The 21343-nt window shown below is 68.7% G+C and carries 20 protein-coding genes; 9 read left to right on the forward strand and 11 right to left on the reverse strand.

The window, feature by feature from the left end; genetic code table 11:
* Positions 1 to 63: 63 nt before the first annotated feature.
* On the forward strand, positions 64 to 1554 hold the full coding sequence (locus A9Z05_RS05980; protein ID WP_069617281.1) for a carbohydrate porin: 1491 nt from the start codon (positions 64 to 66) through the stop codon (positions 1552 to 1554).
* A 99-nt stretch (positions 1555 to 1653) separates the two neighbouring features.
* On the opposite strand, the gene treA is transcribed toward A9Z05_RS05980, so the two are convergent.
* Together treA and A9Z05_RS05990 are read right to left on the reverse strand one after the other, a co-directional pair.
* Positions 1654 to 3366 carry an alpha,alpha-trehalase TreA gene (gene treA / locus A9Z05_RS05985; protein WP_069617282.1) on the reverse strand — a complete coding sequence of 571 codons (1713 nt, stop codon included), beginning with the start codon at positions 3364 to 3366 and terminating at the stop codon, positions 1654 to 1656.
* Positions 3367 to 3503: 137 nt separating this feature from the next.
* Positions 3504 to 4133 (reverse strand): TetR/AcrR family transcriptional regulator, encoded by a 630-nt coding sequence (locus A9Z05_RS05990; protein ID WP_069617283.1) that lies wholly within the window; start codon positions 4131 to 4133, stop codon positions 3504 to 3506.
* Between the two features lie 389 nt (positions 4134 to 4522).
* Between A9Z05_RS05990 and A9Z05_RS05995 the strand changes: the two genes are divergently transcribed.
* Both A9Z05_RS05995 and A9Z05_RS06000 read left to right on the forward strand, forming a co-directional pair.
* Entirely contained in the window at positions 4523 to 5911 is a 1389-nt protein-coding gene (locus tag A9Z05_RS05995) for an MFS transporter (RefSeq protein ID WP_069617284.1), read from the forward strand.
* 357 nt (positions 5912 to 6268) lie between these two features.
* Positions 6269 to 7480, forward strand: a complete 1212-nt coding sequence (locus A9Z05_RS06000; protein WP_069617285.1) for a winged helix-turn-helix domain-containing protein — start codon at positions 6269 to 6271, stop codon at positions 7478 to 7480.
* Between the two features lie 21 nt (positions 7481 to 7501).
* Here A9Z05_RS06000 and fabI read toward each other — a convergent pair whose 3' ends face one another.
* From fabI to A9Z05_RS06020, 4 genes are read right to left on the reverse strand one after another with little or no spacing between them, the layout of a single operon-like run.
* Positions 7502 to 8260, reverse strand: a complete 759-nt coding sequence (gene fabI, locus A9Z05_RS06005) for an enoyl-ACP reductase FabI (protein WP_069617286.1) — start codon at positions 8258 to 8260, stop codon at positions 7502 to 7504.
* Positions 8261 to 8277: 17 nt separating this feature from the next.
* On the reverse strand, positions 8278 to 9399 hold the full coding sequence (locus A9Z05_RS06010) for an alpha/beta fold hydrolase (RefSeq protein ID WP_069617287.1): 1122 nt from the start codon (positions 9397 to 9399) through the stop codon (positions 8278 to 8280).
* Between the two features lie 8 nt (positions 9400 to 9407).
* Entirely contained in the window at positions 9408 to 10616 is a 1209-nt protein-coding gene (locus A9Z05_RS06015; RefSeq protein ID WP_069617288.1) for an acetate/propionate family kinase, read from the reverse strand.
* Positions 10617 to 10626: 10 nt separating this feature from the next.
* Positions 10627 to 11706, reverse strand: a complete 1080-nt coding sequence (locus tag A9Z05_RS06020) for a phosphate acetyltransferase (RefSeq protein ID WP_256121865.1) — start codon at positions 11704 to 11706, stop codon at positions 10627 to 10629.
* Positions 11707 to 11741: 35 nt separating this feature from the next.
* Here A9Z05_RS06020 and atpG point away from each other — a divergent pair, with 35 nt between their 5' ends.
* A complete protein-coding gene (atpG, locus tag A9Z05_RS06025) occupies positions 11742 to 12611 on the forward strand; it encodes an ATP synthase F1 subunit gamma (protein ID WP_069617289.1) in 870 nt (289 codons plus the stop codon).
* 10 nt (positions 12612 to 12621) lie between these two features.
* Positions 12622 to 13080 (forward strand): ATP synthase F1 subunit epsilon, encoded by a 459-nt coding sequence (gene atpC / locus A9Z05_RS06030; protein WP_069617290.1) that lies wholly within the window; start codon positions 12622 to 12624, stop codon positions 13078 to 13080.
* Positions 13081 to 13103: 23 nt separating this feature from the next.
* On the opposite strand, the gene A9Z05_RS06035 is transcribed toward atpC, so the two are convergent.
* Positions 13104 to 13322, reverse strand: coding sequence for a DUF1653 domain-containing protein (locus A9Z05_RS06035; RefSeq protein WP_006480837.1), 219 nt, complete (start codon positions 13320 to 13322; stop codon positions 13104 to 13106).
* Positions 13323 to 13377: 55 nt separating this feature from the next.
* Positions 13378 to 13821: a GNAT family N-acetyltransferase gene (locus A9Z05_RS06040; protein WP_069617291.1), complete on the reverse strand. Its 444-nt coding sequence runs from the start codon at positions 13819 to 13821 to the stop codon at positions 13378 to 13380.
* Between the two features lie 160 nt (positions 13822 to 13981).
* Between A9Z05_RS06040 and A9Z05_RS06045 the strand changes: the two genes are divergently transcribed.
* Together A9Z05_RS06045 and A9Z05_RS06050 are read left to right on the forward strand one after the other, a co-directional pair.
* Positions 13982 to 14605 carry an HAD hydrolase-like protein gene (locus tag A9Z05_RS06045; RefSeq protein WP_069617292.1) on the forward strand — a complete coding sequence of 208 codons (624 nt, stop codon included), beginning with the start codon at positions 13982 to 13984 and terminating at the stop codon, positions 14603 to 14605.
* A gap of 406 nt (positions 14606 to 15011) precedes the next feature.
* Positions 15012 to 15590 carry a DUF4142 domain-containing protein gene (locus tag A9Z05_RS06050; protein WP_069617293.1) on the forward strand — a complete coding sequence of 193 codons (579 nt, stop codon included), beginning with the start codon at positions 15012 to 15014 and terminating at the stop codon, positions 15588 to 15590.
* A 126-nt stretch (positions 15591 to 15716) separates the two neighbouring features.
* On the opposite strand, the gene A9Z05_RS06055 is transcribed toward A9Z05_RS06050, so the two are convergent.
* Together A9Z05_RS06055 and A9Z05_RS06060 are read right to left on the reverse strand one after the other, a co-directional pair.
* Complete coding sequence (locus A9Z05_RS06055; protein ID WP_069617294.1) at positions 15717 to 16316, reverse strand: GNAT family N-acetyltransferase; 600 nt, start codon at positions 16314 to 16316, stop codon at positions 15717 to 15719.
* A 68-nt stretch (positions 16317 to 16384) separates the two neighbouring features.
* Positions 16385 to 17299 carry a LysR family transcriptional regulator gene (locus tag A9Z05_RS06060; RefSeq protein WP_069617295.1) on the reverse strand — a complete coding sequence of 305 codons (915 nt, stop codon included), beginning with the start codon at positions 17297 to 17299 and terminating at the stop codon, positions 16385 to 16387.
* A 108-nt stretch (positions 17300 to 17407) separates the two neighbouring features.
* Between A9Z05_RS06060 and lysA the strand changes: the two genes are divergently transcribed.
* On the forward strand, positions 17408 to 18646 hold the full coding sequence (lysA, locus tag A9Z05_RS06065) for a diaminopimelate decarboxylase (protein ID WP_069617296.1): 1239 nt from the start codon (positions 17408 to 17410) through the stop codon (positions 18644 to 18646).
* Positions 18647 to 18825: 179 nt separating this feature from the next.
* On the opposite strand, the gene A9Z05_RS06070 is transcribed toward lysA, so the two are convergent.
* Positions 18826 to 19713 (reverse strand): DMT family transporter, encoded by an 888-nt coding sequence (locus tag A9Z05_RS06070; RefSeq protein WP_069617482.1) that lies wholly within the window; start codon positions 19711 to 19713, stop codon positions 18826 to 18828.
* A gap of 124 nt (positions 19714 to 19837) precedes the next feature.
* Between A9Z05_RS06070 and A9Z05_RS06075 the strand changes: the two genes are divergently transcribed.
* Positions 19838 to 21313 (forward strand): PLP-dependent aminotransferase family protein, encoded by a 1476-nt coding sequence (locus A9Z05_RS06075; protein WP_069617297.1) that lies wholly within the window; start codon positions 19838 to 19840, stop codon positions 21311 to 21313.
* Positions 21314 to 21343: the final 30 nt, after the last annotated feature.

The following is a 21343-nucleotide window of genomic DNA, read 5'->3' on the forward strand; positions in this document are numbered from 1 at the left end:
TACGCCCCCGCATCCCGTTCCCGTTTCTTCAGCGTAACTAATCAAACTGCCAACGGATCCCAAATGAAGCATCCTCTCGCACCCGTCCCGCGCAAGCGTCGCGTCGATGCGCTCGCCGCGCTGCTGCTGTCGTTCGCCGCCGCACCCGCATTCGCGCAAGCGACGTCTCCCGCCGCAACCGAACCGGCGGCCGGCGCGCGCGATGCGGCCGCCCCCGCGCAACAACAGGCCGCCGATGCTGCCGCGCCTGCTCCGACCGGCTTGTGGGAGCGATCGAACCTGCTCGGCAACATCGGCGGCCTGCGCGACGTGCTCGACGCGCACGGCGTCACGCTGAGCCTGCAGGAAACCAGCGAGTACCTGTACAACACGTCCGGCGGCACAGGGCGCGGCGGCGCCTACCAGGGGCTCACGCAGTTCGGTTTCGACGTCGACACCGGCAAGGCGATCGGCCTGCCGGGCGGCACGTTCAACGTGTCGGGGCTGCAGATCCACGGCACCAACCTCACGCAGCGCTACCTGCAGACGTTGCAGACCGCGACCGGCATCGAAGCCAATTCGACCACGCGCCTGTGGGAGATCTGGTATCAGCAATCGCTGCTCGACGGCAAGGTCGACGTGAAAGTCGGCCAGCAGAGCGTCGACCAGGAATTCATGGTGAGCCCGAACGCGGCGACGTTCATGAACGCGACGTTCGGCTGGCCCGTGCTGCCGTCCACCGACCTGCCGTCCGGCGGTCCCGCGTATCCGCTGTCGTCGCTCGGCGTGCGGCTGCGCGTGAAGCCGGCCGACGCGTGGACCGCAATGGTCGGCGTGTTCGACGGCAACCCGGCCGGCCGCAGCGACGGCGACGCGCAGGTGCTGAACGCGCACGGCACCAACTTCAACCTGCGCAGCGGCGCATTCGTGATCGGCGAAGTGCAGTACGCGCTGAACGCGCCGCCCGCCGATCCGAAGGCGCCGCAACCGGCCGGCCTGCCCGGCACGTACAAACTCGGCGTCTGGTATCAGTCGCAGCACGCGAACGATCCGCGCTACGGCGCCGACGGATTGTCGCTCGCCGATCCGGCGAGCAACGGCACGCCCGCCACGCATCGCGGCAACTACGGCTTCTATGCGGTCGCGGACCAGATGGTGTGGCGGCCGTCGGCCGGCAGCCCGCGCTCGGTCGGCGTGTTCGCGCGCGTGATGGGCTCGCCGGGCGACCGCAACATCGTCGATTTCGCGGCCAACGCCGGCGTGACGCTGAAGGCGCCGTTCGTCGGACGCGACAACGACGTCGCCGGCATCGCGATCGGCTACGCGAAGATCGGCTCGCATGCGCGCGGCCTCGACGGCGACACCGGCGCGTACACGACGCCCGGCTATCCGGTGCGCCGCGCGGAGACGGTCATCGAGGCGACGTACCAGTATCAGGTCGCGCCGTGGTGGCAAGTGCAGGCCGACCTGCAGCACTTCTTCCGTCCGGGCGGCGGCATCCCGAACCCGAACGCGGCCGGCGCGCGCATCGGCGACGAAACGGTGGTCGGCGTGCGCACGACGATCACGTTCTGATACCCGCCGCATCAGGACACGGGCCGGACGGCCGCTTGCGCGACGGTCCGGCCCGTGTGGTTGCTTGCCGTGCGGGCATGCGGCCCGCGCCGCCGTGCGTTACTCGCCGTACAGCCCCAGCAGCTTCAGCGTGACGCCGTTGGTCCAGCCGAAGCCGTCCTGCAACGGATATTCGCCGCCCCCGCCGCCGCCCGTGCCGCTGCCCTCGACCACGTACTTCTCGACGAGCTTGCCTTCGGCCGCGTACACCTGCTTCACGTCGGACAGGAAACGCGTGCCGATGTCCTTCGCGAGCGCCGCTTCGCCGTAACGGCGCAGCCCGTCGATCGCGATCCACTGCAGCGGCGCCCAGCCGTTCGGCGCATCCCACTGCTGGCCCGTGTTCTCGGTCGTCGTCGCGAGACCGCCCGGCTGCAGCAGCGTCTTGCGCACTTCGCGCGCGGTCGCCTTCGCGCGCTCCGGCCATGCGACGCCCGCGAACAGCGGATACAGCGCGGCCGCCGTCACGCCGTCGCGCGGCTTGCGCAACTGCCAGTCATAGTCGCCGTAATAGCCGCGACGGTTCCACAGGTAGTGATTGATCGCGGCCGCACGCCGCCCCGCGCGCGCTGAAAAATCGGCCACGCAGGCGATGTCGCGCGTGACCGCGCAGCCCTTCACGATCGTCGTCTCGAGATGGAACATCAGGCTGTTCAGGTCGACCGGCACGATCGACGTCGTGCGGATCGTCGCGAGCGTCTTGCCGTCGCCGAACCAGCGCGAGCTGTAGTCCCAGCCGCTTTCGGCGCCCGCGCGCAGGTCGCGGTACACCTCGTTCGCCGGACGGGACGGCACCGATTTCGCGGTCGTCACGTCCTCGAGATACGACTCGTCGCGCGGCGTGTCGCGCGCATCCCAGTAGCGGTTCAGCACGGCGCCGTCGGGCATCGCGACCACGTTGCGCGTCGCCTGCCCGCGCGGCGTCGTGGTTTCGCCCTGCATCCAGTACGCATGCTCCTTGCGCAGCGCCGGCAGGTATTTCTGGTAGACCTTGTCGCCTTCGACCCGCGCGGCGAGCGTGACCATGTACGCGAAGAACGGCGGCTGCGAGCGGCTCGCGTAGTACGTGCGATTGCCGTTCGGGACGTGGCCGATCGTATCGATCAGGTATGCGAAGTTGTCGAGCATGTCGTCGACGAGATCCTCGCGCCCCGACACCTGCAGCCCGAGCATCGTGAAATAGGTGTCCCAGTAGTAGCCCTCGCGGAAGCGGCCGCCCGGCACGACGTACGGCTTCGGCAGCGGAATCAGCGAACTGTACGGGGGCGCCGTGGTGCTCGTGCGCGTGAGCTGTGGCCACAGCCAGTCGATATGCTGGCGCAGCGTCTGGTTGGGCGGCGGCGTCACGCCGCCTTCCGGGGGCGGCGTGAAGTGCTGGTCGACGAACGCCTTCAACGAGAAGCCCGGCTGCGATTTCTGTTGCTGATACAACTGCACGATCGTCGCGGGATCGGTATCGGGCGTGGCGTCGACGAAGGTCTTCTGGTCGGGATAGAGCTGCGCGGTTTGCACCGCGACGAACAGGTCGCCGTAGAGCTGGCTCGGCGGCGGCAGCAGCGTGCCGGATGCGGGCGCGGCTGCGGAAGTGGCCGGCAACGCGGACTGGCTGGCCGCTTGCGCGGCGGCCTGGTGCGCATTGTCGGCCTGCGCGGCGCAGCCGGCGACGGCGAGATAGGCGATGGCCAGTGCGGCCGCCCAGCGCGGACGCGGCGCGGGCGGCGACTGACGCGACGGAAAGCGAGATGCAAGCGGTGCGGCACGACGTGACGTCATGGCGTGTCCCCTCCTTTCGAATGGTGAGTGGATCGGCACGAGGTCTCGTTCGCGCGCGCGTTCGTCTCGATGGCCTTCGATCGATACGCGTCATGTTGTGGTGCGAATGGGCCTGACTGTCGCACGAAACACGCATGTCAAGCAAGTTTCGATTCGCGCGACTCGCGGAGATAGCCGCGTACCGCCCGCCACGCACGCGCTTCGAGCGCCTCCGCATCGGTCTCGCCGCGCGCGCCCGCCGCATCGACGATGCCCTTCACGATCGCGAGCAGATCGTGCGCGACGACGTCGGGTGCAGCGACGCGCGGCGCATCGCGCAGCCCGAGCGCATGCAGCAAGGTCGCGTGGATGCGGTCCGCGACGCGCGCGGTGCGTGCGCCGAGCGGCAAGCGCGCCTCCTCGAAATCGATCAGCCGCGCGAGCACCGGCCGGCGCATCTGGTGCGCGACGGCCCCGCGCACCAGCGTGCGCAGCACGTCGTCGCAGGACGACAGCGCGGCGGCCCGGTCGACGTCGTCGAGCAGATGCGCGCTCTCGCGCTCGACGAGCGCGGCCGTCAGCGCATCGCGGTTCGGAAAGTATTGATAGAGCGAGCCGATGCTCACGCCGGCCAGCGCGGCCACCGCGTTCGTCGTGTAACCGTCGAAGCCGTCGCGCTCCAGAATGCGGGCGGCGGCCTCGACGATCGCATCGACGGTGGCCACCGAGCGGCGTTGGCGCGGCGCCTTGCGCGGCGACAGCGGAATGCGCGACGACGATTCGGACATGACGGTAAGGCGGCTTTCGAATGTGAGCAAGTGCTCATATTCTAGAAACGCACGGCCACGCCGTCAAAAGGAATCGACATGACCGGGCCGGCGTCGATCCCTCGTCGCGGATTCCGACTCGAACGCGCGGTCGACGTGCCGTACGACACGCGGTTCGGCGATCACCGTGTCGGCCTCCTGCCTCGCATCGAAGACGCGTGCGCATCGCTACGACGATGCTGCGTTGTTCATCGCCCAGGAGAGGAGCGCACGCTCGCACGTGCGCGGTCGTCCTTTCCGCGCCACCCGCCGGAAAAGACGACTGTTGCAACATGCGGAACAACTGTTGTCGTACGTGACGCAACGGTCACATTGTGGGCATAATGGCGTCTTTACCGCGCGCCCTGCCCATGTCGCCCGTCTTTCTAGCACCGCTCATCGTTGCCTGTGCGTTGTTCATGGAAAGCGTCGACGCGAACATCATCGTCACCGCCCTGCCTGCGATGGCAAGGGACTTCGGGCACAACCCCGTCACACTGAACATCGCGATCACGGCCTACGTGGTCGGTCTCGGCGTGTTCATCCCGATCTGCGGCTGGCTCGCCGACCGCTTCAGCGCGCGCGCCGTGTTCCGCACCGCGATCGGCATCTTCGTCGTCGGCTCGCTGATGTGCGCGGCGTCCAACTCGCTCGGCGTGCTCACGTTCGCGCGCTTCATCCAGGGCGTCGGCGGCGCGATGATGGTCCCGGTCGGCCGCATCATCATCTTCCGCGCGGTGCCGCGCGCCGATCTCGTGCGCGCGATGAACTACCTCGCGATTCCCGCGCTGTTCGGGCCCACGGTCGGGCCGCTCGTCGGCGGCTTCATCACGACCTACCTGCACTGGCGGATGATCTTCTTCATCAACGTGCCGATCGGCATCTACGGGATCTACCTCGCCAGCAAGCACATCGCGAACACGCACGAGCCCGACCCGGGCCCGCTCGACTGGTTCGGCTTCCTACTGTCGGCCAGCGGCGCCGCGATGCTGCTGATGGGTCTCACGCTGATCGACGGTGCGCTCACGTCACGCTCGAACGCCATCATCATGTGCGCGGCCGGCGCCGCGATGCTCGCGTTGTACGTGCCGTACGCGCGCCGCAAGGCGCGCCCGGTGCTCGACCTCAGTTTCCTGAAAATCCCGACGTACCACGCGAGCGTCGTCGGCGGCTCGCTGTTCCGCATCGGGCTCGGTGCGGTGCCGTTCCTGCTGCCGCTCGCGCTGCAGGAAGGGCTCGGCATGAGCGCGTTCCACTCGGGGCTCATCACGTGCGCGTCCGCGCTCGGCGGCGCGGTCAGCCGCTCGACCGCCACGCATACGCTGCGCCGCTTCGGTTTTCGCACGGTGCTGATCTACAACGCGGCATTCGCGGGCCTCGCGATCGCCGCGTACGGCGTGTTCCATCCCGGCATGGCGACCTGGGCGATCTGGCTGATCGTGCTCGTCGGCGGCATCTTCCCCGCGCTGCAGTTCACGAGCCTGAATTCGATGATCTACGCGGACATCTCGCCGCGCGACGCAGGCCGCGCGACGAGCCTCGGCAGCGTCGTGCAGCAGATGTCGCTCGGCCTCGGCGTGACGGTGGCCGGCCTCGTGCTGCACGTGTCGCACTGGCTCCAGGGTCACCAGACGATGATGTGGTCGGATTTCTGGCCCGCGTTCCTGGTGGTCGGGCTGTGCTCGTTCGCGTCGATTCCGATCACGCGGCGGCTGCCGCCTGGCGCCGGCGACGAAGTCGCGCGCGGCAAGCGGGCATAAGCGGCCGGCGCCGCGGCATGCCCCGTCGCGCGGCAATGGATGAAAAACCGGAAAAGCAAAAAAATCAGCGGACATCCACACGGGGCCGGTGCACAGCCGCATGGATGTCCGCTCAGGGCTCCGGGTCTCCCGATGGGGGTCGGGAATCCCGGATTCGCTTCCTGCGTGCCATGGACATATGTGCGTCGGAAGCGGAATCATTGCGCGCATTGATCGTCGCGCCATGAACTGCACTATAGGGAAACTTGCAAAACGCATCTGTCAACCATTGTCAGACGCGTTGCAGCCGCACGTCGCACGCGCGCGCCGCTTTCGCGCTAAAGTGGCTCCCGATCGCCACCCTCGACCGTCCCGCCGATGCTCACGCTCTCGCCCGCCGCCGCCCGCGCCCTCCATCTCGCCGCACAGGGCCTGCTCACCCCGCCGCGCCGCAAGGCGACCAAGTCCGACGTGCTCGACACGATCCGCCGGATGGCGCAGTTGCAGATCGACACCATCCACGTCGTCGCACGCAGCCCGTATCTCGTGCTGTTCAGCCGCCTCGGCGATTTCCCGCCGCACTGGCTCGACGAACATCTCGCCGAGGCGCGCCTGTTCGAATACTGGTCGCACGAAGCGTGTTTCCTGCCGATCGAGCAGTTCGGGCTGATGCGCTACAAGATGCTCGATCCGTCGGGGATGGGCTGGAAATATGCGGCCGAATGGCACGAGCAGAATCGTCCGGAGATCGAACGGCTGCTTGCGCGGATTCGCGAGCAAGGCCCGGTGCGGTCGGCCGATTTCGCGCGCGAGGATGGTGTGAAGGGCAACGGCTGGTGGGATCGCAAGCCCGAGAAGCGTCACCTGGAAGTGCTGTTCACGACGGGTGACCTGATGGTGTCGGAGCGCCGCAATTTCCAGCGCGTGTACGACGTGCGCGAACGCGTGCTGCCCGACTGGGACGATACGCGCGACCTGCCGCCGCGCGATGCGGTGCTGCCTGCGCTGCTCGACTACACGTGCCGCGCGCTCGGCGTCGTGCGCGCGGACTGGGTGGCCGACTACTATCGGCTGCCGCGCCGTTCGTACCGCGCGGAACTGGAGCAGCTCGCCGAGGCCGGCGACCTGATTCCGGTGCGGATCGACGACTGGAAGGAACCGGCCTACGTGCATCGCTCGCTCGACGCGCTGCTGCCGGCGGCTGCTGCCGACACGCTGCGCTCGACGGTCACGACGCTGCTGTCGCCGTTCGACCCGGTCGTGTGGGACCGGCGGCGCGCGTCGACGCTGTTCGGTTTCGACTACACGATCGAGTGCTATACGCCCGAGCACAAGCGGCGCTACGGCTATTTCTGCCTGCCCGTGCTGCATCGCGGCCGGCTGGTGGGCCGCGTCGATGCGAAAGCGCATCGCACGCTCGGCACGTTCGAGCTGAAGGCCGTGCATGTCGAGCCGGGCGTGCGGTTCGGCACCGGGCTCGCGGCCGACGTCGCGAAAGCCGTGAAGAAACTCGCGGCGTGGCACGGCACGCCGGAGGTCACGGTCGCCCACGCGCCGCCGGCCCTCGTGCAGGCATTCGCGCGAGCCTGAACACCGCGTGCCGCCGGCACGCTAGAGCATGTGCATGCCGGCGTCGATATAGTGCGTGCCGCCCGTGATCGCCCGTGCGCCGTCGCTGGCGAGAAACGCGCAGAACGCGCCGACGTCGTCGATATCCAGCGTGTGATGCAGCGGGGCCCGGCGCGCGGTGTCGTCAAGCAGCCGGCCGAAGTCCGGCAGGCCCGACGCCGCGCGCGTCGGCAGCACGCCCGGCGAAATCGCGTTGACGCGAATGCCCGCGCCGCCGAGTTCGGCCGCCAGGTACCGCACGCTCGCTTCGAGCGCCGCCTTGACCGGCCCCATCACCCCGTAGTTCGCGACGACCTGCTCCGCGCCGAGATAGCTCATCGCCATCAGGCTCCCGCCGCGCGTCATCAGCGGCTCGGCGAGCCTCGCCATCCGGATGAACGAATGGCACGAGGTGTCCATCGCCAACGAGAAGCCTGCCGGCGAACTGTCGACCACACGGCCCTGCAGATCGGCCTTCGGTGCATACGCGATCGAATGCAGCACGAAGTCGATCTCGCCCCATTGCGCCGCGATCGCATCGAACACCGCCGCCATCTGGTCGGGCTGCCCGACGTCGAGCGGCATCCGGATCGGCGCGTCGAGTTGCGCGAACAGCGGCTCGACGTGCGGCAAGGTCTTCTCCGACTGCCAGGTCACCGCGAGCGTGGCGCCGGCCCGGCAAAACGCGCGCGCGCATCCCCACGCGATGCTCTGTTCGTTCGCGATGCCGACGACGAGCCCCCGCTTGTGTCGCAACGTCATGTCGCCCCCGTGTCGATCTAGCGCTGCGCCGCGATCCATCGCGCGATGTCGGGCCACACCGTCGTCAGCGTGCGCGTCCCCATGAACAGGCCGATATGGCCGCCCGGCACGAGCCGGCTCTCGATCCGCGACGCGCGCGTCCCGAGAAGATCGCGCGCCCCGAACACCTGCTCCGGCGTCGTGATGTCGTCGGCCTCGCCGGCGAGCAGATAGGTCGGGCACGCGACGTCCTTCAGGTCGAGCGTGCGCCCGAGCGCGACGAACGTGCCCTTCGCGAGCCGGTTCTCCTTGAAGATCTGCACGATCGCCTGCAGGTACCAGCGCCCCGGCAGGTCGATCGGGCTTTCGTACCAGTTCGCGAACACCTCGCGCTTGCGCAGGTATTCGGGATCGTCGAGATGCTCGTACAGGTCGACGTGCTCGGCGAGATAGTGCTGGTCGGGATGCATGTTCTTCCAGCCGCGCAACATGAAGCGCCCGCGCATCAGCCCGCCGCCCATCGTGACGAGTTCCTCGTAGAACGACGTCGGATACGTGTGCACCATCCGCTTGATCGGGCCGTCGCCCGCGTCGGTGTCGATCGGCGAGCCGGCCAGCACGAGGCTCGCGACCTTGTGCGGGAAACGCGCCGCATACATCGCGGACATCCAGCCGCCCTGACACAGCCCGACGAGATTCACGCGGCCGCCGAGTTCGTCGACGCACACGTTCAGCTCGGCCAGATACTGGTCGACCTCGAGGTCCTTCATGTCCTCGGTGGCCGAACGCCAGTCGGTCAGGTACAGACGCGTCACGCCGTGCTCGCGCAGCGTCTGCATCAGGCTCTGCCCCGGCTGGTAGTCGGCGATCATCGCGCTGTGCCCCGCGTACGGCGCATCGACGATCGTCGGCAACCCGTGCGCCGGCGCGGCCGAATAATCGCGAAACGTCATCGTCCGCAGCTCCAGCAACGGCCGGTTCGCCGATGCCAGCGCCGGATGCGCTTCGAAATGGAGCTTCTCCTCTTCCGCGAGGAAGCGGAGATTGCGCGCCGCGATCTCGGAGCCGGCCGCAAACATCGCCGTGGCGGCGGCCATCGGCCAGAAAATCGGCAGCGCGGGGGCGCTGACGGCAGGGGAAGGCGTGTCGCGTGCTGTCATCGGAAGTCTCACCGGGTCGGATACGGCGTGGAAGGAGTCGCGTCGTCCAGCACGCGGCGCGTGTGCCGCGCGATCATCAGGTTCTCGTCGGTCGGGATCACGCGCACCGTCACGCGCGACGCGTCGCTCGAAATCACCGGCAGGCCGGCGGCGTTCGCCGCGTCGTCGAGCACGATGCCGAGCCACGCCGCGCGACTGCAGATCCGTTCACGCACGGGCGGCGCGTGCTCGCCGATGCCCGCCGTGAACACGAGCGTGTCGAGACCGCCGAGCACGCCGGCCAGCGCGGCGAGTTCGCGGGCCGCGCGATAGGCGAACAGCTCGACCGCATGCGCGGCCGACGGTGCGTCGCTCGCGAGCAGCGTGCGCATGTCGCTCGACACGCCGGACACGCCGAGCAAGCCCGATTCGGCATAGATCAGATGCTCGACCTCGTCGAGCGACAGGCCTGCGTGACGCTGCAGGTACAGGATCACGCCCGGGTCCAGCGCGCCCGTGCGCGTGCCCATCGGCAGCCCGTCGACGGCCGTGAACCCCATCGTCGTCGCGACGCTGCGGCCGTTCGCGAGCGCACACAGGCTCGCGCCGTTGCCGAGGTGCGCGACGACCGTCCGTTGCTGCACCCACGACGGATCGAGGGCCGCGAGCGCGGTCGCGATGTACTCGTACGACAGCCCGTGAAACCCGTAGCGCACGATGCCCTGCCCCGTCAGCGCGCGCGGCAATGCGAACTCCCGTTCGAGCGCCGGCACCGTCGAATGAAACGCGGTGTCGAAACACGCGACCTGCGGCAGGTTCGGCGCAACCGCGGCAACCGCGCGAATCGCGTCGACGTGATGCGGCTGGTGCAGCGGCGCGAGCGGCGAAAGCGACGCGATTGCATCGAGCACGCGCGCGTCGATCCGCACCGGCGCGGTGAAATACGGGCCGCCATGCACGACCCGGTGCCCGACGCCGTCGAACGCGGCCTCCCGCCCGACGTGAGCCGCGAACCACGCGTGCAGCGCCTCGATCGCGCCTTGATGCCCTGGTCGCGCGACGGGGCCATCGGCGAGCGTCGCACCGTGCGCGTCGGCCACGAACAGATGCGGTGCGCCATGCAGATTCTCGACCTGTCCGTGCAGGCCCGCATCGAGCGAACGATCGTCGCGCGTGTCGTAGACCGAGAACTTGAGGCTCGACGAGCCGGCGTTGAGCACCAGGACGGGATGTCGCATCGCGGCCTCGTCAGTGTGCGTCGGCCGCAACCGCCGGCGCGTCCACGGGCGCCGCCGTGGCGCGCGCCGCCGCGACGAGCGCCGCGACCGCGCAACTCGCCAGGCGCGTGCGTTCGCTGTCGGCGCGACTCGTCAGGATCACCGGCACGCGCGCGCCGAGCACGATGCCGGCCGCATCGGCATTCGCGAGGAACGTCAACTCCTTCGCGAGCATGTTGCCGGACTCGAGGTCGGGCACGAGCAGGATGTCCGCATCGCCCGCGACCGCGGAACCGAGATGCTTGAGCCGCGCGGCCTCCGGGCTGATCGCATTGTCGAACGCGAGCGGCCCGTCGAGCAGCGCGCCGGTGATCTGGCCGCGCTCGGCCATCTTGCACAGCGCGGCCGCGTCGAGTGTCGACGGCAGCTTCGAGCTGACCGTCTCGACCGCCGACAGGATCGCCACCTTCGGCCGGGCGATGCCGAGCGCATGCGCGAGATCGATCGCGTTCTGCGCGATGTCGACCTTCTGTTCGAGCGTCGGACGGATATTGACGGCCGCGTCGGTGATGAACAGCGGCTTGGGGTAAGTCGGCACGTCCATGATGAACACGTGGCTCAGGCGCCGCCCGGTGCGCAGCCCCGTGTCGGCGCGCACCACCTCCGCCAGCAACTCGTCGGTGTGCAGGCTGCCCTTCATCAGCGCCTGCGCGTCGCCCGCGCGCACCAGCTCGACGGCGCGCGCCGCCGACGCATGACTGTGCGGCGCGTCCACGAGCCGATAGCCGGACAGGTCGACACCGAGCGTCGCGGCGAGCATCGTGATCCGCGCCACCGGGCCGACCAGCACGGGCACGATGATGCCGGCCCGCGCGGCGGCGGCCGCCGCGTGCAGCGATACCTCGTCGCAGGGATGCGCGACCGCGACCGTCACCGGGCGCAATGCGCGGCAACGCGCAATCAGCGCTTCGTATTTCTGATGCGTGCGCAACTCGGTCATCGACTGCCCCTTCGCAAGGATCATGTGAACGGATTCTGGTGCGGGACCGGGTGAAGTCGTTTGATTTCCGTCAATTGTTTCAGGTGAAGTCCCGATAGCATGAATCCGCACGATGACATCCGGATGGCCGCGACGCCCCCCCTGACATGCACATACGCGAAATCCGCTCGAAAATCGCCAGTACCTCGTCCACGCGCAAGATCACCAAGGCGATGGAAATGATGGCGCGCACCAAGATGGCGAGCGCGCAGCGACGCGCGCGCGAATTCCGCCCGTACGCGGCGCGCATCGGCGCGATGGCGGAACGCGTGCTGCGCGACCGTCCCGACCACGTATCGGCGCTGATGGCGCGACGCGATACCGTGCGCCGCGTCGGCCTGATCGTCGTCAGCACCGATCGCGGGCTGTGCGGCCCGCTCAATGCGCGGCTGCTCGTCGAATGCGTGGATGCGCTCGAACGCTGGGACCGGGCCGGCGTCGCGTGCGAACTGAGCGTGATCGGGGCGCGCGGCCTCGCGCCGCTGCTGCGCCACGGCGCGACCATCGCCGCACGTGCGAGCGGCCTGGCCGCCGAGCCGCACTTCGAGCAGTTGCTCGGTGCGCTGCTCGTGCCGCTGACCGCGTTCGTCAACGGCGAGCTCGACGAAGTACACGTCGCATACAACCGGCTGACGAGCCCGCTCGCGTACGAGCCGCGCATCGATGCGATGCTGCCGATCGTGGGGCTCGACACCGGCGCGCCGACCGACGGCGCGGCCGCGTCCGACTATCTGTACGAGCCCGCGCCCAAACCGGTCGTCGACACGTTGCTGCTGCGCTACGTCGAGGCGACGCTCTATCAGGCCGTTGTCGAGAACTACGCATGCGAGCAATGCGCGCGGATGTTCAGCATGCAGACCGCGACGGACAATGCCGACCGCGTGTTGCGCGAACTGCGGCACCTGTACCAGAAGACGCGACAGGCGCAGATCACCACCGAGCTGTGCGAAATCGTCGCCGGCGCGGCCGCGGTCTGAAGGAGTACGCATGAAAACGTCGATGAGGCTCGACATCGTCAGCGTGGAAGCGGTGCTGTATGCCGGCGACGCGCATTTCGTCGTCGTTCCGGGGGAAAGCGGAGAACTGGGGATCTACCCGCACCACGCGCCGCTGCTCACGCGGATCCGGCCGGGCGTCGTGATGCTCGTCGACGCACCGACCGGCGAGCATCGCCGCCTGCTCGTCGCGGGCGGCGTGCTGGAGGTCAGCCGCGACGGCGTGACGCTGATCGCCGATCACGCGTTGCGCACGCCCGAACTCGACGATCTGCGCGCACGCGAAGCGCGGCATGCGGCCGACGACTGGCGCCGGCGCTACGCGCATGAAAACCGGCGCGCGTTCGATTTCGCGTCGGCCCGCGCGGAATTGATGGATGAAATCCGGCGCTTCTTTGCGATGGCGCTGCGGCAACAGGCGCCGCACGACAAGCCGGGCAGCGCCGGCTAGACACCGGCTCCGGTGCCGCCCGCTCAGTCGCGCAGCTTGCGAAAACGCGGCGTGCCGTCTTCGAGGTTGCCGTTGAACATCGCTTCCGGGCGCACCCACAGCCCGCGCGCATGCGGCCACAGATGCTCGTAGACGACCACCGATTCCTCGGTTTCGGAATGGCGGGCAACGCCGATGTAGCGGTACAGGCCACCCTTGTAGTGGCGGTGCGTCGCGAGCTGTTCGGCTTCCTGTTCGGTCATGGTGTGCTTCTCTTCGGCAAAAACGGAAAGCGCGTATTGTATGCGCTGCGCCGCGTCAGCGTTTCGCGTAGATGTCGGGCCGGCGGATCTCCATCAGCCGCTCGGGGTTCGCGGAAGGACCGAACCCGACCGGCCGGTAGAGTTCGTGCGCGTCGGTCGTGACGAGCATGATGCGGCGCAGCCGCTGCACCATCTCCTGCGCGAATATATGGTCGATCAGTGCGCGGCCGTAGCCGTTGCCGCGTTCGGCCGGCAGCACGAACACGTCGCACAGATACGCGAATGTCGCGTGATCGGTGACGAGCCGCGCAAACCCGACGAGCCGGTCGCCGACATATGCACCGAAGCACAGCGAGCCCTCGATCGCCCGCTCGACCACGTCGCGCGGAATGCCCTGCGACCAGTACGCGTCGCGATGCAGGAAATCGAAGATCGTGTCGATGTCGAGCTCGCGCTTGTCGGTGGAAATTCTCAGCGTGGCGGGAGTGGCTGCGGGCACGTCTGTTCTCCGGTTCGAGGGGCGGCAAGCGGAGCATCGACGATACCGCGCCGTGGGATACGGGACAAGGGGCACTGGAATCCGCCGTGGACGAACAGCCGCACTGCCACCCTCGATTCGGCGACAATGGCATCCGCCGATAAACCCGAGACGCTGCTTCATGACCTACCGCCTCATCGCCTTCGACTTCGACGGCACGCTCGCCGATTCGCTCGACAGTTTTCTCGCCGCGCTGTCGGAAGCGTCGCGCCTGCACGGCTTTCGCGACGCCACGCCCGAACTGCGCCCGGCGCTGCGCGGGATGTCGGCGCGCGACATCATTCGCGCGCTCGACGTGCCGATGTGGAAAGTGCCGCGCGTGACGATCGACATACGCCGCCTGATGCGGCCGCGCGTCGCGCACGTGCGGCTCTTTCCCGGCGTCGCCGAAACGTTCGACGCGCTCGCCGCGCGCGGCATCCGCGTCGCGATCGCCACGTCGAATACCGAGGAGATCGTGCGTGACCGGCTCGGCCCGCGCGCCGGCGCGCGCGTCGACCATTTCGCATGCGGCATTCCGCTGTTCGGCAAGGCGCGCCGCCTGCGTGCGCTCGTCCGCGAGGCCGGTGTGCGCGCCGACGAAGTGCTGTACGTCGGCGACGAAATCCGCGATGCCGACGCGGCGCGGCGTGCGCATATCGCATTTCAGGGCGTCGCGTGGGGCTACACGGCACCCGACGCATTGCAGGCACATTGCGCGACGCCGTTGCTGCCGCGCCTCGATGCGCTGCTCGATCGCGTGTAACGCTTTCACGCACGCCACGCTCACACACCGCCCCTCGCCCGACGCGCCGCCACGGCAACAGCCGCGACGGCATCACGTCGCTGAAGCGCCGATGACACGCACGCGCATCTCATCCATTGCATGCGCCACGCGCACGCAAAAATTGCCGCCGCCGCACGCGCATCAGGTACGCGCTACCGGCCTGCGCGCGTGCCCATCGATTCGTCTTACCAACCGTTACACAAGCCACAGCACGGTTGCACCTGCTACCCGACCGCTCTCCTAGAATCAGTCGGGCCGGAAAGCACTTCGAACGCCGCCGCGGCAGAGCGGCAGTCGAATCCGGCCCGGGCGCGCCCGGTCTCTCGCACAGCGACGGATCGCACGATCCGTTTTTTAACCAGAGCCCCGATCGAAAGGAGGTCCCATGAACCGCTTTCCCCATATTTCGCGCCTTGCCTTGTCTGCCGCTGGCCTGCTTCTCGTCGCCGTGACGGCGACCGCGCAAACCGCACAGCCGGCACCCGGCGCATCGGCTGCGCCGGCCGCGACCGCGACGCGCATCCACGAAGCCGACCAGACCTTCATCAACGACGGCACGAAGACCGTGTCGACGCAGCACGACGCCGCACGCATCGCCGATTCGCGCACGTCCGACAGCCAGGTCAAGGCGTTCGCGCAACGCGTGTCGACCGACGATGCGAAGATCATCCAGGCAATGCGCGCGGCCAGCCCGCGCGGCGTCGACGTGCCGGCCAACGACCCGGACACGTCCGTGCTGAACAGCATCAAGAGCCTGCGCGGCGCCGAGTTCGACAAGGCGTATATCGAACAGGTCGCGCTCGCCGGCCAGCAGAAGGCGATCTCGGCGTTCCAGGCCGAAATCGCATCGGGCCGCGACACCAAGCTGAAGGAAGTCGCACGCCAGGCGCTGCCGATCCTGCAGGCGCACTACGCGGATGCCCAGAAGCTCGCGCAGCGTCATCACCTCGCATCGGCGCAGTAATTCATCCTGTGCGGCGCCGCGCATCGCGCGCGGCGCACCGTTTCCCCCCCCGTCGCGCCGCCGCCCCCCTGCCGGCGGCGCGACGCACGTCTGAAGCATCAAGCGCCCCGCGTCATCCGTCACACGTTACGTCGCCAGCTTCGCGTCGAGTCGCGCCCGCACGTCCGGCCATTCGTCGTCGATGATGCTGAAGCGCACCGAGTTGCGCTTGCGGCCATCCGGCATGATCCGTTCGTGACGCACGATGCCCTCCTGTTTCGCACCGAGCCGCAGGATCGCCGCGCGCGATTTCTCGTTCAGCTCGTCCGTCGTGAACTGCACACGCACGCATTGCAGCGTGTCGAACGCATAGGCCAGCAGCAATCGCTTCGCTTCGGTATTCGCGCGCGTACGCTGCGCCGATTCGCTCAGCCACGTATGGCCGATCTCGAGCTTGCGATTCTGGCGGTCGATCTTCCAGAAGCGCGTGCTGCCGATGGCGCGGCCCGACGCGCGATCGACGATCACGAACGGCATCACGGTGCCGGCCGCCCGTCCCTGCAACGCCGCGTCGATGTAGGCGTCGATCGTCTGCGCGCCCGGCACGACCGTGACCGTCAGGTTCCACAACTCGCCGTCGGCCGCGGCGTCCAGCAGCGCCTGCCGGTCGGATACGTCGAGCGGGCGCAGGACGACACGTGCGCCGGTGAGAGTCGGTTGTTCGAGGAAAGACGATGCGTCGGTCATGACTGGATTCCGGAAAATGGCGGCGATGACGGCGATGGCGGCGAAACGCCCATCATACGGCGGCACCGCTAGCCGAGGTAGGCGGCCAGCCGGCGGCGGATCGCCTTCGCTTCGGCGCGCAGCGCATCGGCGAATGCGTCGACGAGCAGGTTCTTCGGCCGGTGCTCGGGCACGACCACGCTGACCCGGTACGGAAACGACCGCGTCAGCGGCCGCACGTGCAGGTCGCGGCCGACGAAATCGAGCGCGGTGAGCGGGTTGACGATCGCGGCTCCCAGCCCCTGCCGCACGAACGCACACACCGACACGGCCGACGGCGTGTCCACCACCGAGCGCGGCGCGACGCCGAGCTGCGCGAACGCCTCGTCGATCAGGATGCGATACGGATCGTTCAGCGACAGGCTCACGAACGGGCGATCGGCGAGATCCAGCAGGTCGATCGCGTCCTGCGCGAGCAGCGGATGGCCATCGGGCAGCACGCACACTTCATCGACTTCGAGCAGCGGCGTGAGCACGGTGCCGGCCGGCGCGACGTCGCGCTCGGTCAGCCCGAGATCGTAACGCTGCGCGGTGAGCCATTCTTCGAGCACCGGCGACTCCTGCGTCGCGACCGACACGCTGACGCCCGCATGCGCGTCGTGAAAGCGCCGGCAGGCCCCGGGCAGGATCGCGTGCGAGAACGCCGGCAACGCGATCACCGACAGTTGCCCGTCGCGAAACTCGCGCAGGCGCGCGGCCGTCGCCGCGACCCGTTCGAGCCCCACATACGCGAGCCGCACGTCGTCGAACAGCGTGAGCGCGGCCATCGTCGGGCGCAGCCGGCCGTGCGCGCGTTCGAACAACGCAAAGCCGACGACCTGCTCCATCCGCGCCAGCTCGCGGCTGATCGTCGGCTGCGACGTGTACAGCATCTCGGCCGCGCGGATCGTGCTGCCGGTGACCATCAGCGCACGGAAGACCTCGATATGACGGTGCGTCAGCATGATCTTATATATCAGAAATGAATCGAATGAAGATAAACAGGCATTTTACTGTATAGCCAATCAGGCGCATCATCCGGCTATCCGTTCATTCGATCCGATTCATCCGCCATGTCCCTCGATTCCCGCCAGCTCGCGACGCTCGCGCAGCAATACGGCACCCCGCTGTGGGTGTACGACGCCGACGTCATCCGCGACCGCATCGCCCAACTGCGCCAGTTCGACGTGATCCGCTACGCACAGAAGGCGAACTCGAACGTCCATATCCTGAAGCTGATGCGCGACGAAGGCGCATGCGTCGACGCCGTGTCGCTCGGCGAGATCGAGCGCAGCCTCGCGGCCGGGTTCAGCCCCGCAGGCGAGCCGGAAGGCGTCGTGTTCACGGCCGACCTGATCGACCGTCCGACGCTCGCGGCGGTGCTGAAGCACGGCGTGACCGTGAACGCAGGCTCGCTCGACATGCTCGCGCGCATCGGCGAGCACGCGCCCGGCCACCGCGTGTGGCTGCGCGTCAACCCCGGTTTCGGCCACGGCCACAGCAACAAGACCAACACCGGCGGCCCGCAGAGCAAGCACGGCATCTGGATCGACGACGTCCCGCGTGCGATCGAGATCGTGCGCCGGTACGGGCTGAAGCTGGTCGGGATCCACATGCACATCGGTTCGGGCGTCGACTACGGCCACCTGTCGCAGGTGTGCGATGCGATGGTCGATCTCGTCACGTCGCTCGGCCACGACATCGACGCGATCTCGGCCGGCGGCGGCCTGTCGATTCCGTATCGCGACGGCGAGCCGCGCGTCGACGTCGGACACTACTTCAGCCAGTGGGACGCCGCGCGCAAGCGGATCGAACGACATCTCGGCCATCCGGTGCGCATCGAGATCGAGCCGGGCCGCTTTCTGGTGGCCGAAGCCGGCACGCTCGTCACCGAGGTGCAGGCCGTCAACCGTCGGCCGAAGCACGATTTCGTGCTGATCGACGCGGGCTTCAACGACCTGATGCGCCCGTCGATGTACGGCAGCTATCACGCGGTGTCGGTGCACGCGCACGACGGCGCGCTGCCCGCCGGCCGGCCGCTCGTCGACCTCGCGATCGCCGGGCCGCTGTGCGAATCGGGCGACGTGTTCACGCAGGACGCAGGCGGCGTGGTCACGCACCGCAAACTCCCGCAGCCGCAGATCGGCGACCTGCTGTTCCTGCACGACGCCGGCGCGTATGGCGCGTCGATGTCCTCGAACTACAACAGCCGGCCGCTCGCGCCGGAAGTGCTGGTCGATCGCGGCGCGCCGCGGCTCATCCGTCGCCGGCAGACGATCGGCGAATTGCTCGCGCTCGAAACGTTCGAGTAACCCGCGTCCGGCGTGACGAACGCCAACGGCCGGGCTTGCCGCTGCCGGCAGCCTGGCCGTTTTGCTTGGCGTCTCGCCGTCGGGCTCACGATCGCGATCATGCGCATCGATCGCAACCGGCTTGCCGCCATCGCATCGGGTAACGTCGGCCCGATGCGCGGCACGCCGCGGCGTCTGCGTCACCCCGCGCGCTGCACGGGCGCCATCTTCGAGAAGTACTTCGCGCCCGCCACGCAGCCGACCACGATTACCGTCACGACGACCATCGACGGCGGCACCGTCTCGTGCAGCAGCCCGGCCGCGAGCAGGAAGCCGAAGAACGGCTGCAGCAGCTGCAACTGGCCGACGCCCGCGATCCCGCCGAGCGCCAGCCCGCGATACCAGAACACGAAGCCGATCAACATGCTGAACAGCGACACGTACGCGAGCCCCCCCAGCGCGGCGGCATCGACGCCGTCGAACGACGCGGGCCAGGTCAGCCACGTGAGCGGCAGCATCAGCGGCAGCGACAGCACGAGCGCCCACGAGATCACCTGCCAGCCGCCGAGCTGGCGCGACAGGCGCGCGCCTTCCGCATAACCGAGCCCGCACGCGACGATCGCGGCCAGCATCAGCGCGTCGCCGACCACCGACGCCTGCCCGCCGTCGCGCAGCGCGAACGCGGCCACCGCGCCGCTGCCGACGATCGAGAAGATCCAGAACGGCAGCCGCGGCCGCTCGCCGCCGCGCCACACGCCGAACAGCGCGGTCGCGAGCGGCAGCAGCCCGACGAACACGATCGCTTGCGCGGACGTCACGTGCTTCAGCGCAAGCGCCGTCAGCAACGGGAAACCGACCACGACGCCGAGCGCGACGACGGCCAGCGACACGGCCTCGGCGCGCGACGGCCGCTTCTGCTTCAGCACGACGAGCAGCAGCAGGCCGAGCGCGCCGGCGATCGTCGCGCGGGCGAACGTGAGAAACAGCGGGTCGAGCCCTTGCACCGCGACCCGCGTCGCGGGCAGCGAGCCACTGAAGATGATGACGCCCAGCATGCCGCTGAGCCATCCGTCGGTCGTCTTTTGCACGGTCAACCCTGAATGGAGAATGGATGACCGATGATCCGCCGCCGGCGAAAACGGCGTAAGCTACAGCCCAATACAATTCAGACAAACTGTACTGGACAACCAACCGTACAGTTCATCGTTCGCCATGAGCCCTTCCGCCCCGATGCCCGCTCCGCCCGCGCCGTCGCGCACGCGCGTGGAAACCGTCATGGACACCCTGCGCGCACGGATCGCGAGCCGCGCGCTGATGCCGGGTGCGCGCGTGCCGTCGATCCGGATGATGGCCGACGGGCTCGGCGTGTCGAAATCGACGGTCGTCGATGCGTACGAGCGGCTCGCGAGCGAAGGCGTGCTCGTCGCCCGGCGCGGTTCGGGCTTCTACGTGTCGGGCCACGCGCCGCCGCTCGCGCTCGCCGAGCTGGACCCGCGCCTCGATCGCGAACTCGATCCGCTATGGCTGTCGCGCCAGTCGCTCGAAGCGGCGCCGACGTCGGTGAAGCCCGGCTGCGGGTGGCTGCCGTCGTCGTGGCTGCCCGACGAAAGCCTGCGTCGCGCGCTGCGCGCCGTGTCGCGCGACGAAGCCGATGCGCTGACCGACTATGCGACGCCGCTCGGCCTGCCCGCGCTGCGCCAGCAGCTTGCATGGCGGCTCGCACAGCATGGCGTTCACGCGGAACCCGCACAGATCATGCTGACCGACGGCGGCACGCACGCGCTCGATCTCGTGTGCCGCCTGCTGCTGGAGCCCGGCGATACCGTCGTGCTCGACGATCCGTGCTACTTCAACTTCCAGGCGCTGCTGCGCGCGCACCGTGCACGAATCGTCAGCGTGCCGTTCACGCCGAACGGGCCCGATCTCGTGCGCTTCGAGCAAGTCCTCGCCGAGCATCGACCGCGCCTGTACATCACCAACGCCGCGCTGCACAACCCGACCGGCGCGACGCTCGCGCCGCCCGTCGCGCACCGGCTGCTGACGCTCGCGGCCGAGCACGGGCTGCTGATCGTCGAGGACGACATCTTCGCGGATTTCGAGAGCACGCCCGCGCCGCGGCTCGCGGCGTTCGACGGGCTGTCGCGCGTGGTGTCGATCGGCAGCTTCTCGAAGACGCTGTCGGCCGCGATCCGCTGCGGCTATGTCGCCGCGCGGCCGGAATGGATCGACGCCCTCGTCGACCTGAAGCTCGCGACGTCGTTCGGCAACGCGCAGATCGGCGCCAACGTCGTGCATCGGCTGCTGATCGATGGCACGTATCGGCGCCATCTCGACAGCCTGCGCGCGCGTCTCGCGGATGCGATGGGCGAAACGATCCGGCGCCTCGCGCGAGCCGGGCTCGGCATCTGGACGGAGCCGCGCGGCGGGTTGTTCGTGTGGGCGCAATTGCCGGACGGGCTCGACGCGGCGCGCGTCGCGCGTCATGCGCTCGACCACGACGTGGTGCTCGCACCCGGCGACGTGTTCAGTGCGTCGCGCAGCGCGACGTCGTACCTGCGCTTCAACGTGTCGCGCTGCAAGGGGCCCGCCGTGTTCGATGCGCTCGCGCGGGCGATGGACGCGGCGCGGGTGGGAGAGCGCGGCGGCGCGCCGGCGGATGCCGGCGGCCGTTTGCTGGCCGGCAAGTGACGCGAGCCGGCCGTCCCGCGACGGGTTACC

The sequence above is a fragment of the Burkholderia sp. A2 genome, from assembly GCF_001729305.1.
Taxonomy (GTDB): domain Bacteria; phylum Pseudomonadota; class Gammaproteobacteria; order Burkholderiales; family Burkholderiaceae; genus Burkholderia; species Burkholderia sola.

Excerpts from the sequence above, each read along its gene's own strand:
- A9Z05_RS06060 (WP_069617295.1), bottom strand. The coding sequence starts at position 17,299 with ATGCTGACGCACCGTCATATCGAGGTCTTCCGTGCGCTGATGGTCACC.
- A9Z05_RS06035 (WP_006480837.1), bottom strand. The coding sequence starts at position 13,322 with ATGACCGAACAGGAAGCCGAACAGCTCGCGACGCACCGCCACTACAAG.
- A9Z05_RS06000 (WP_069617285.1), top strand. The coding sequence starts at position 6,269 with ATGCTCACGCTCTCGCCCGCCGCCGCCCGCGCCCTCCATCTCGCCGCA.
- A9Z05_RS06075 (WP_069617297.1), top strand. The coding sequence starts at position 19,838 with ATGAGCCCTTCCGCCCCGATGCCCGCTCCGCCCGCGCCGTCGCGCACG.
- treA (WP_069617282.1), bottom strand. The coding sequence starts at position 3,366 with ATGACGTCACGTCGTGCCGCACCGCTTGCATCTCGCTTTCCGTCGCGT.
- A9Z05_RS05995 (WP_069617284.1), top strand. The coding sequence starts at position 4,523 with ATGTCGCCCGTCTTTCTAGCACCGCTCATCGTTGCCTGTGCGTTGTTC.
- fabI (WP_069617286.1), bottom strand. The coding sequence starts at position 8,260 with ATGACGTTGCGACACAAGCGGGGGCTCGTCGTCGGCATCGCGAACGAA.
- A9Z05_RS05990 (WP_069617283.1), bottom strand. The coding sequence starts at position 4,133 with ATGTCCGAATCGTCGTCGCGCATTCCGCTGTCGCCGCGCAAGGCGCCG.
- A9Z05_RS06045 (WP_069617292.1), top strand. The coding sequence starts at position 13,982 with ATGACCTACCGCCTCATCGCCTTCGACTTCGACGGCACGCTCGCCGAT.
- A9Z05_RS06015 (WP_069617288.1), bottom strand. The coding sequence starts at position 10,616 with ATGCGACATCCCGTCCTGGTGCTCAACGCCGGCTCGTCGAGCCTCAAG.
- atpC (WP_069617290.1), top strand. The coding sequence starts at position 12,622 with ATGAAAACGTCGATGAGGCTCGACATCGTCAGCGTGGAAGCGGTGCTG.
- A9Z05_RS06050 (WP_069617293.1), top strand. The coding sequence starts at position 15,012 with ATGAACCGCTTTCCCCATATTTCGCGCCTTGCCTTGTCTGCCGCTGGC.
- atpG (WP_069617289.1), top strand. The coding sequence starts at position 11,742 with ATGCACATACGCGAAATCCGCTCGAAAATCGCCAGTACCTCGTCCACG.
- lysA (WP_069617296.1), top strand. The coding sequence starts at position 17,408 with ATGTCCCTCGATTCCCGCCAGCTCGCGACGCTCGCGCAGCAATACGGC.
- A9Z05_RS06010 (WP_069617287.1), bottom strand. The coding sequence starts at position 9,399 with ATGACAGCACGCGACACGCCTTCCCCTGCCGTCAGCGCCCCCGCGCTG.
- A9Z05_RS06055 (WP_069617294.1), bottom strand. The coding sequence starts at position 16,316 with ATGACCGACGCATCGTCTTTCCTCGAACAACCGACTCTCACCGGCGCA.
- A9Z05_RS05980 (WP_069617281.1), top strand. The coding sequence starts at position 64 with ATGAAGCATCCTCTCGCACCCGTCCCGCGCAAGCGTCGCGTCGATGCG.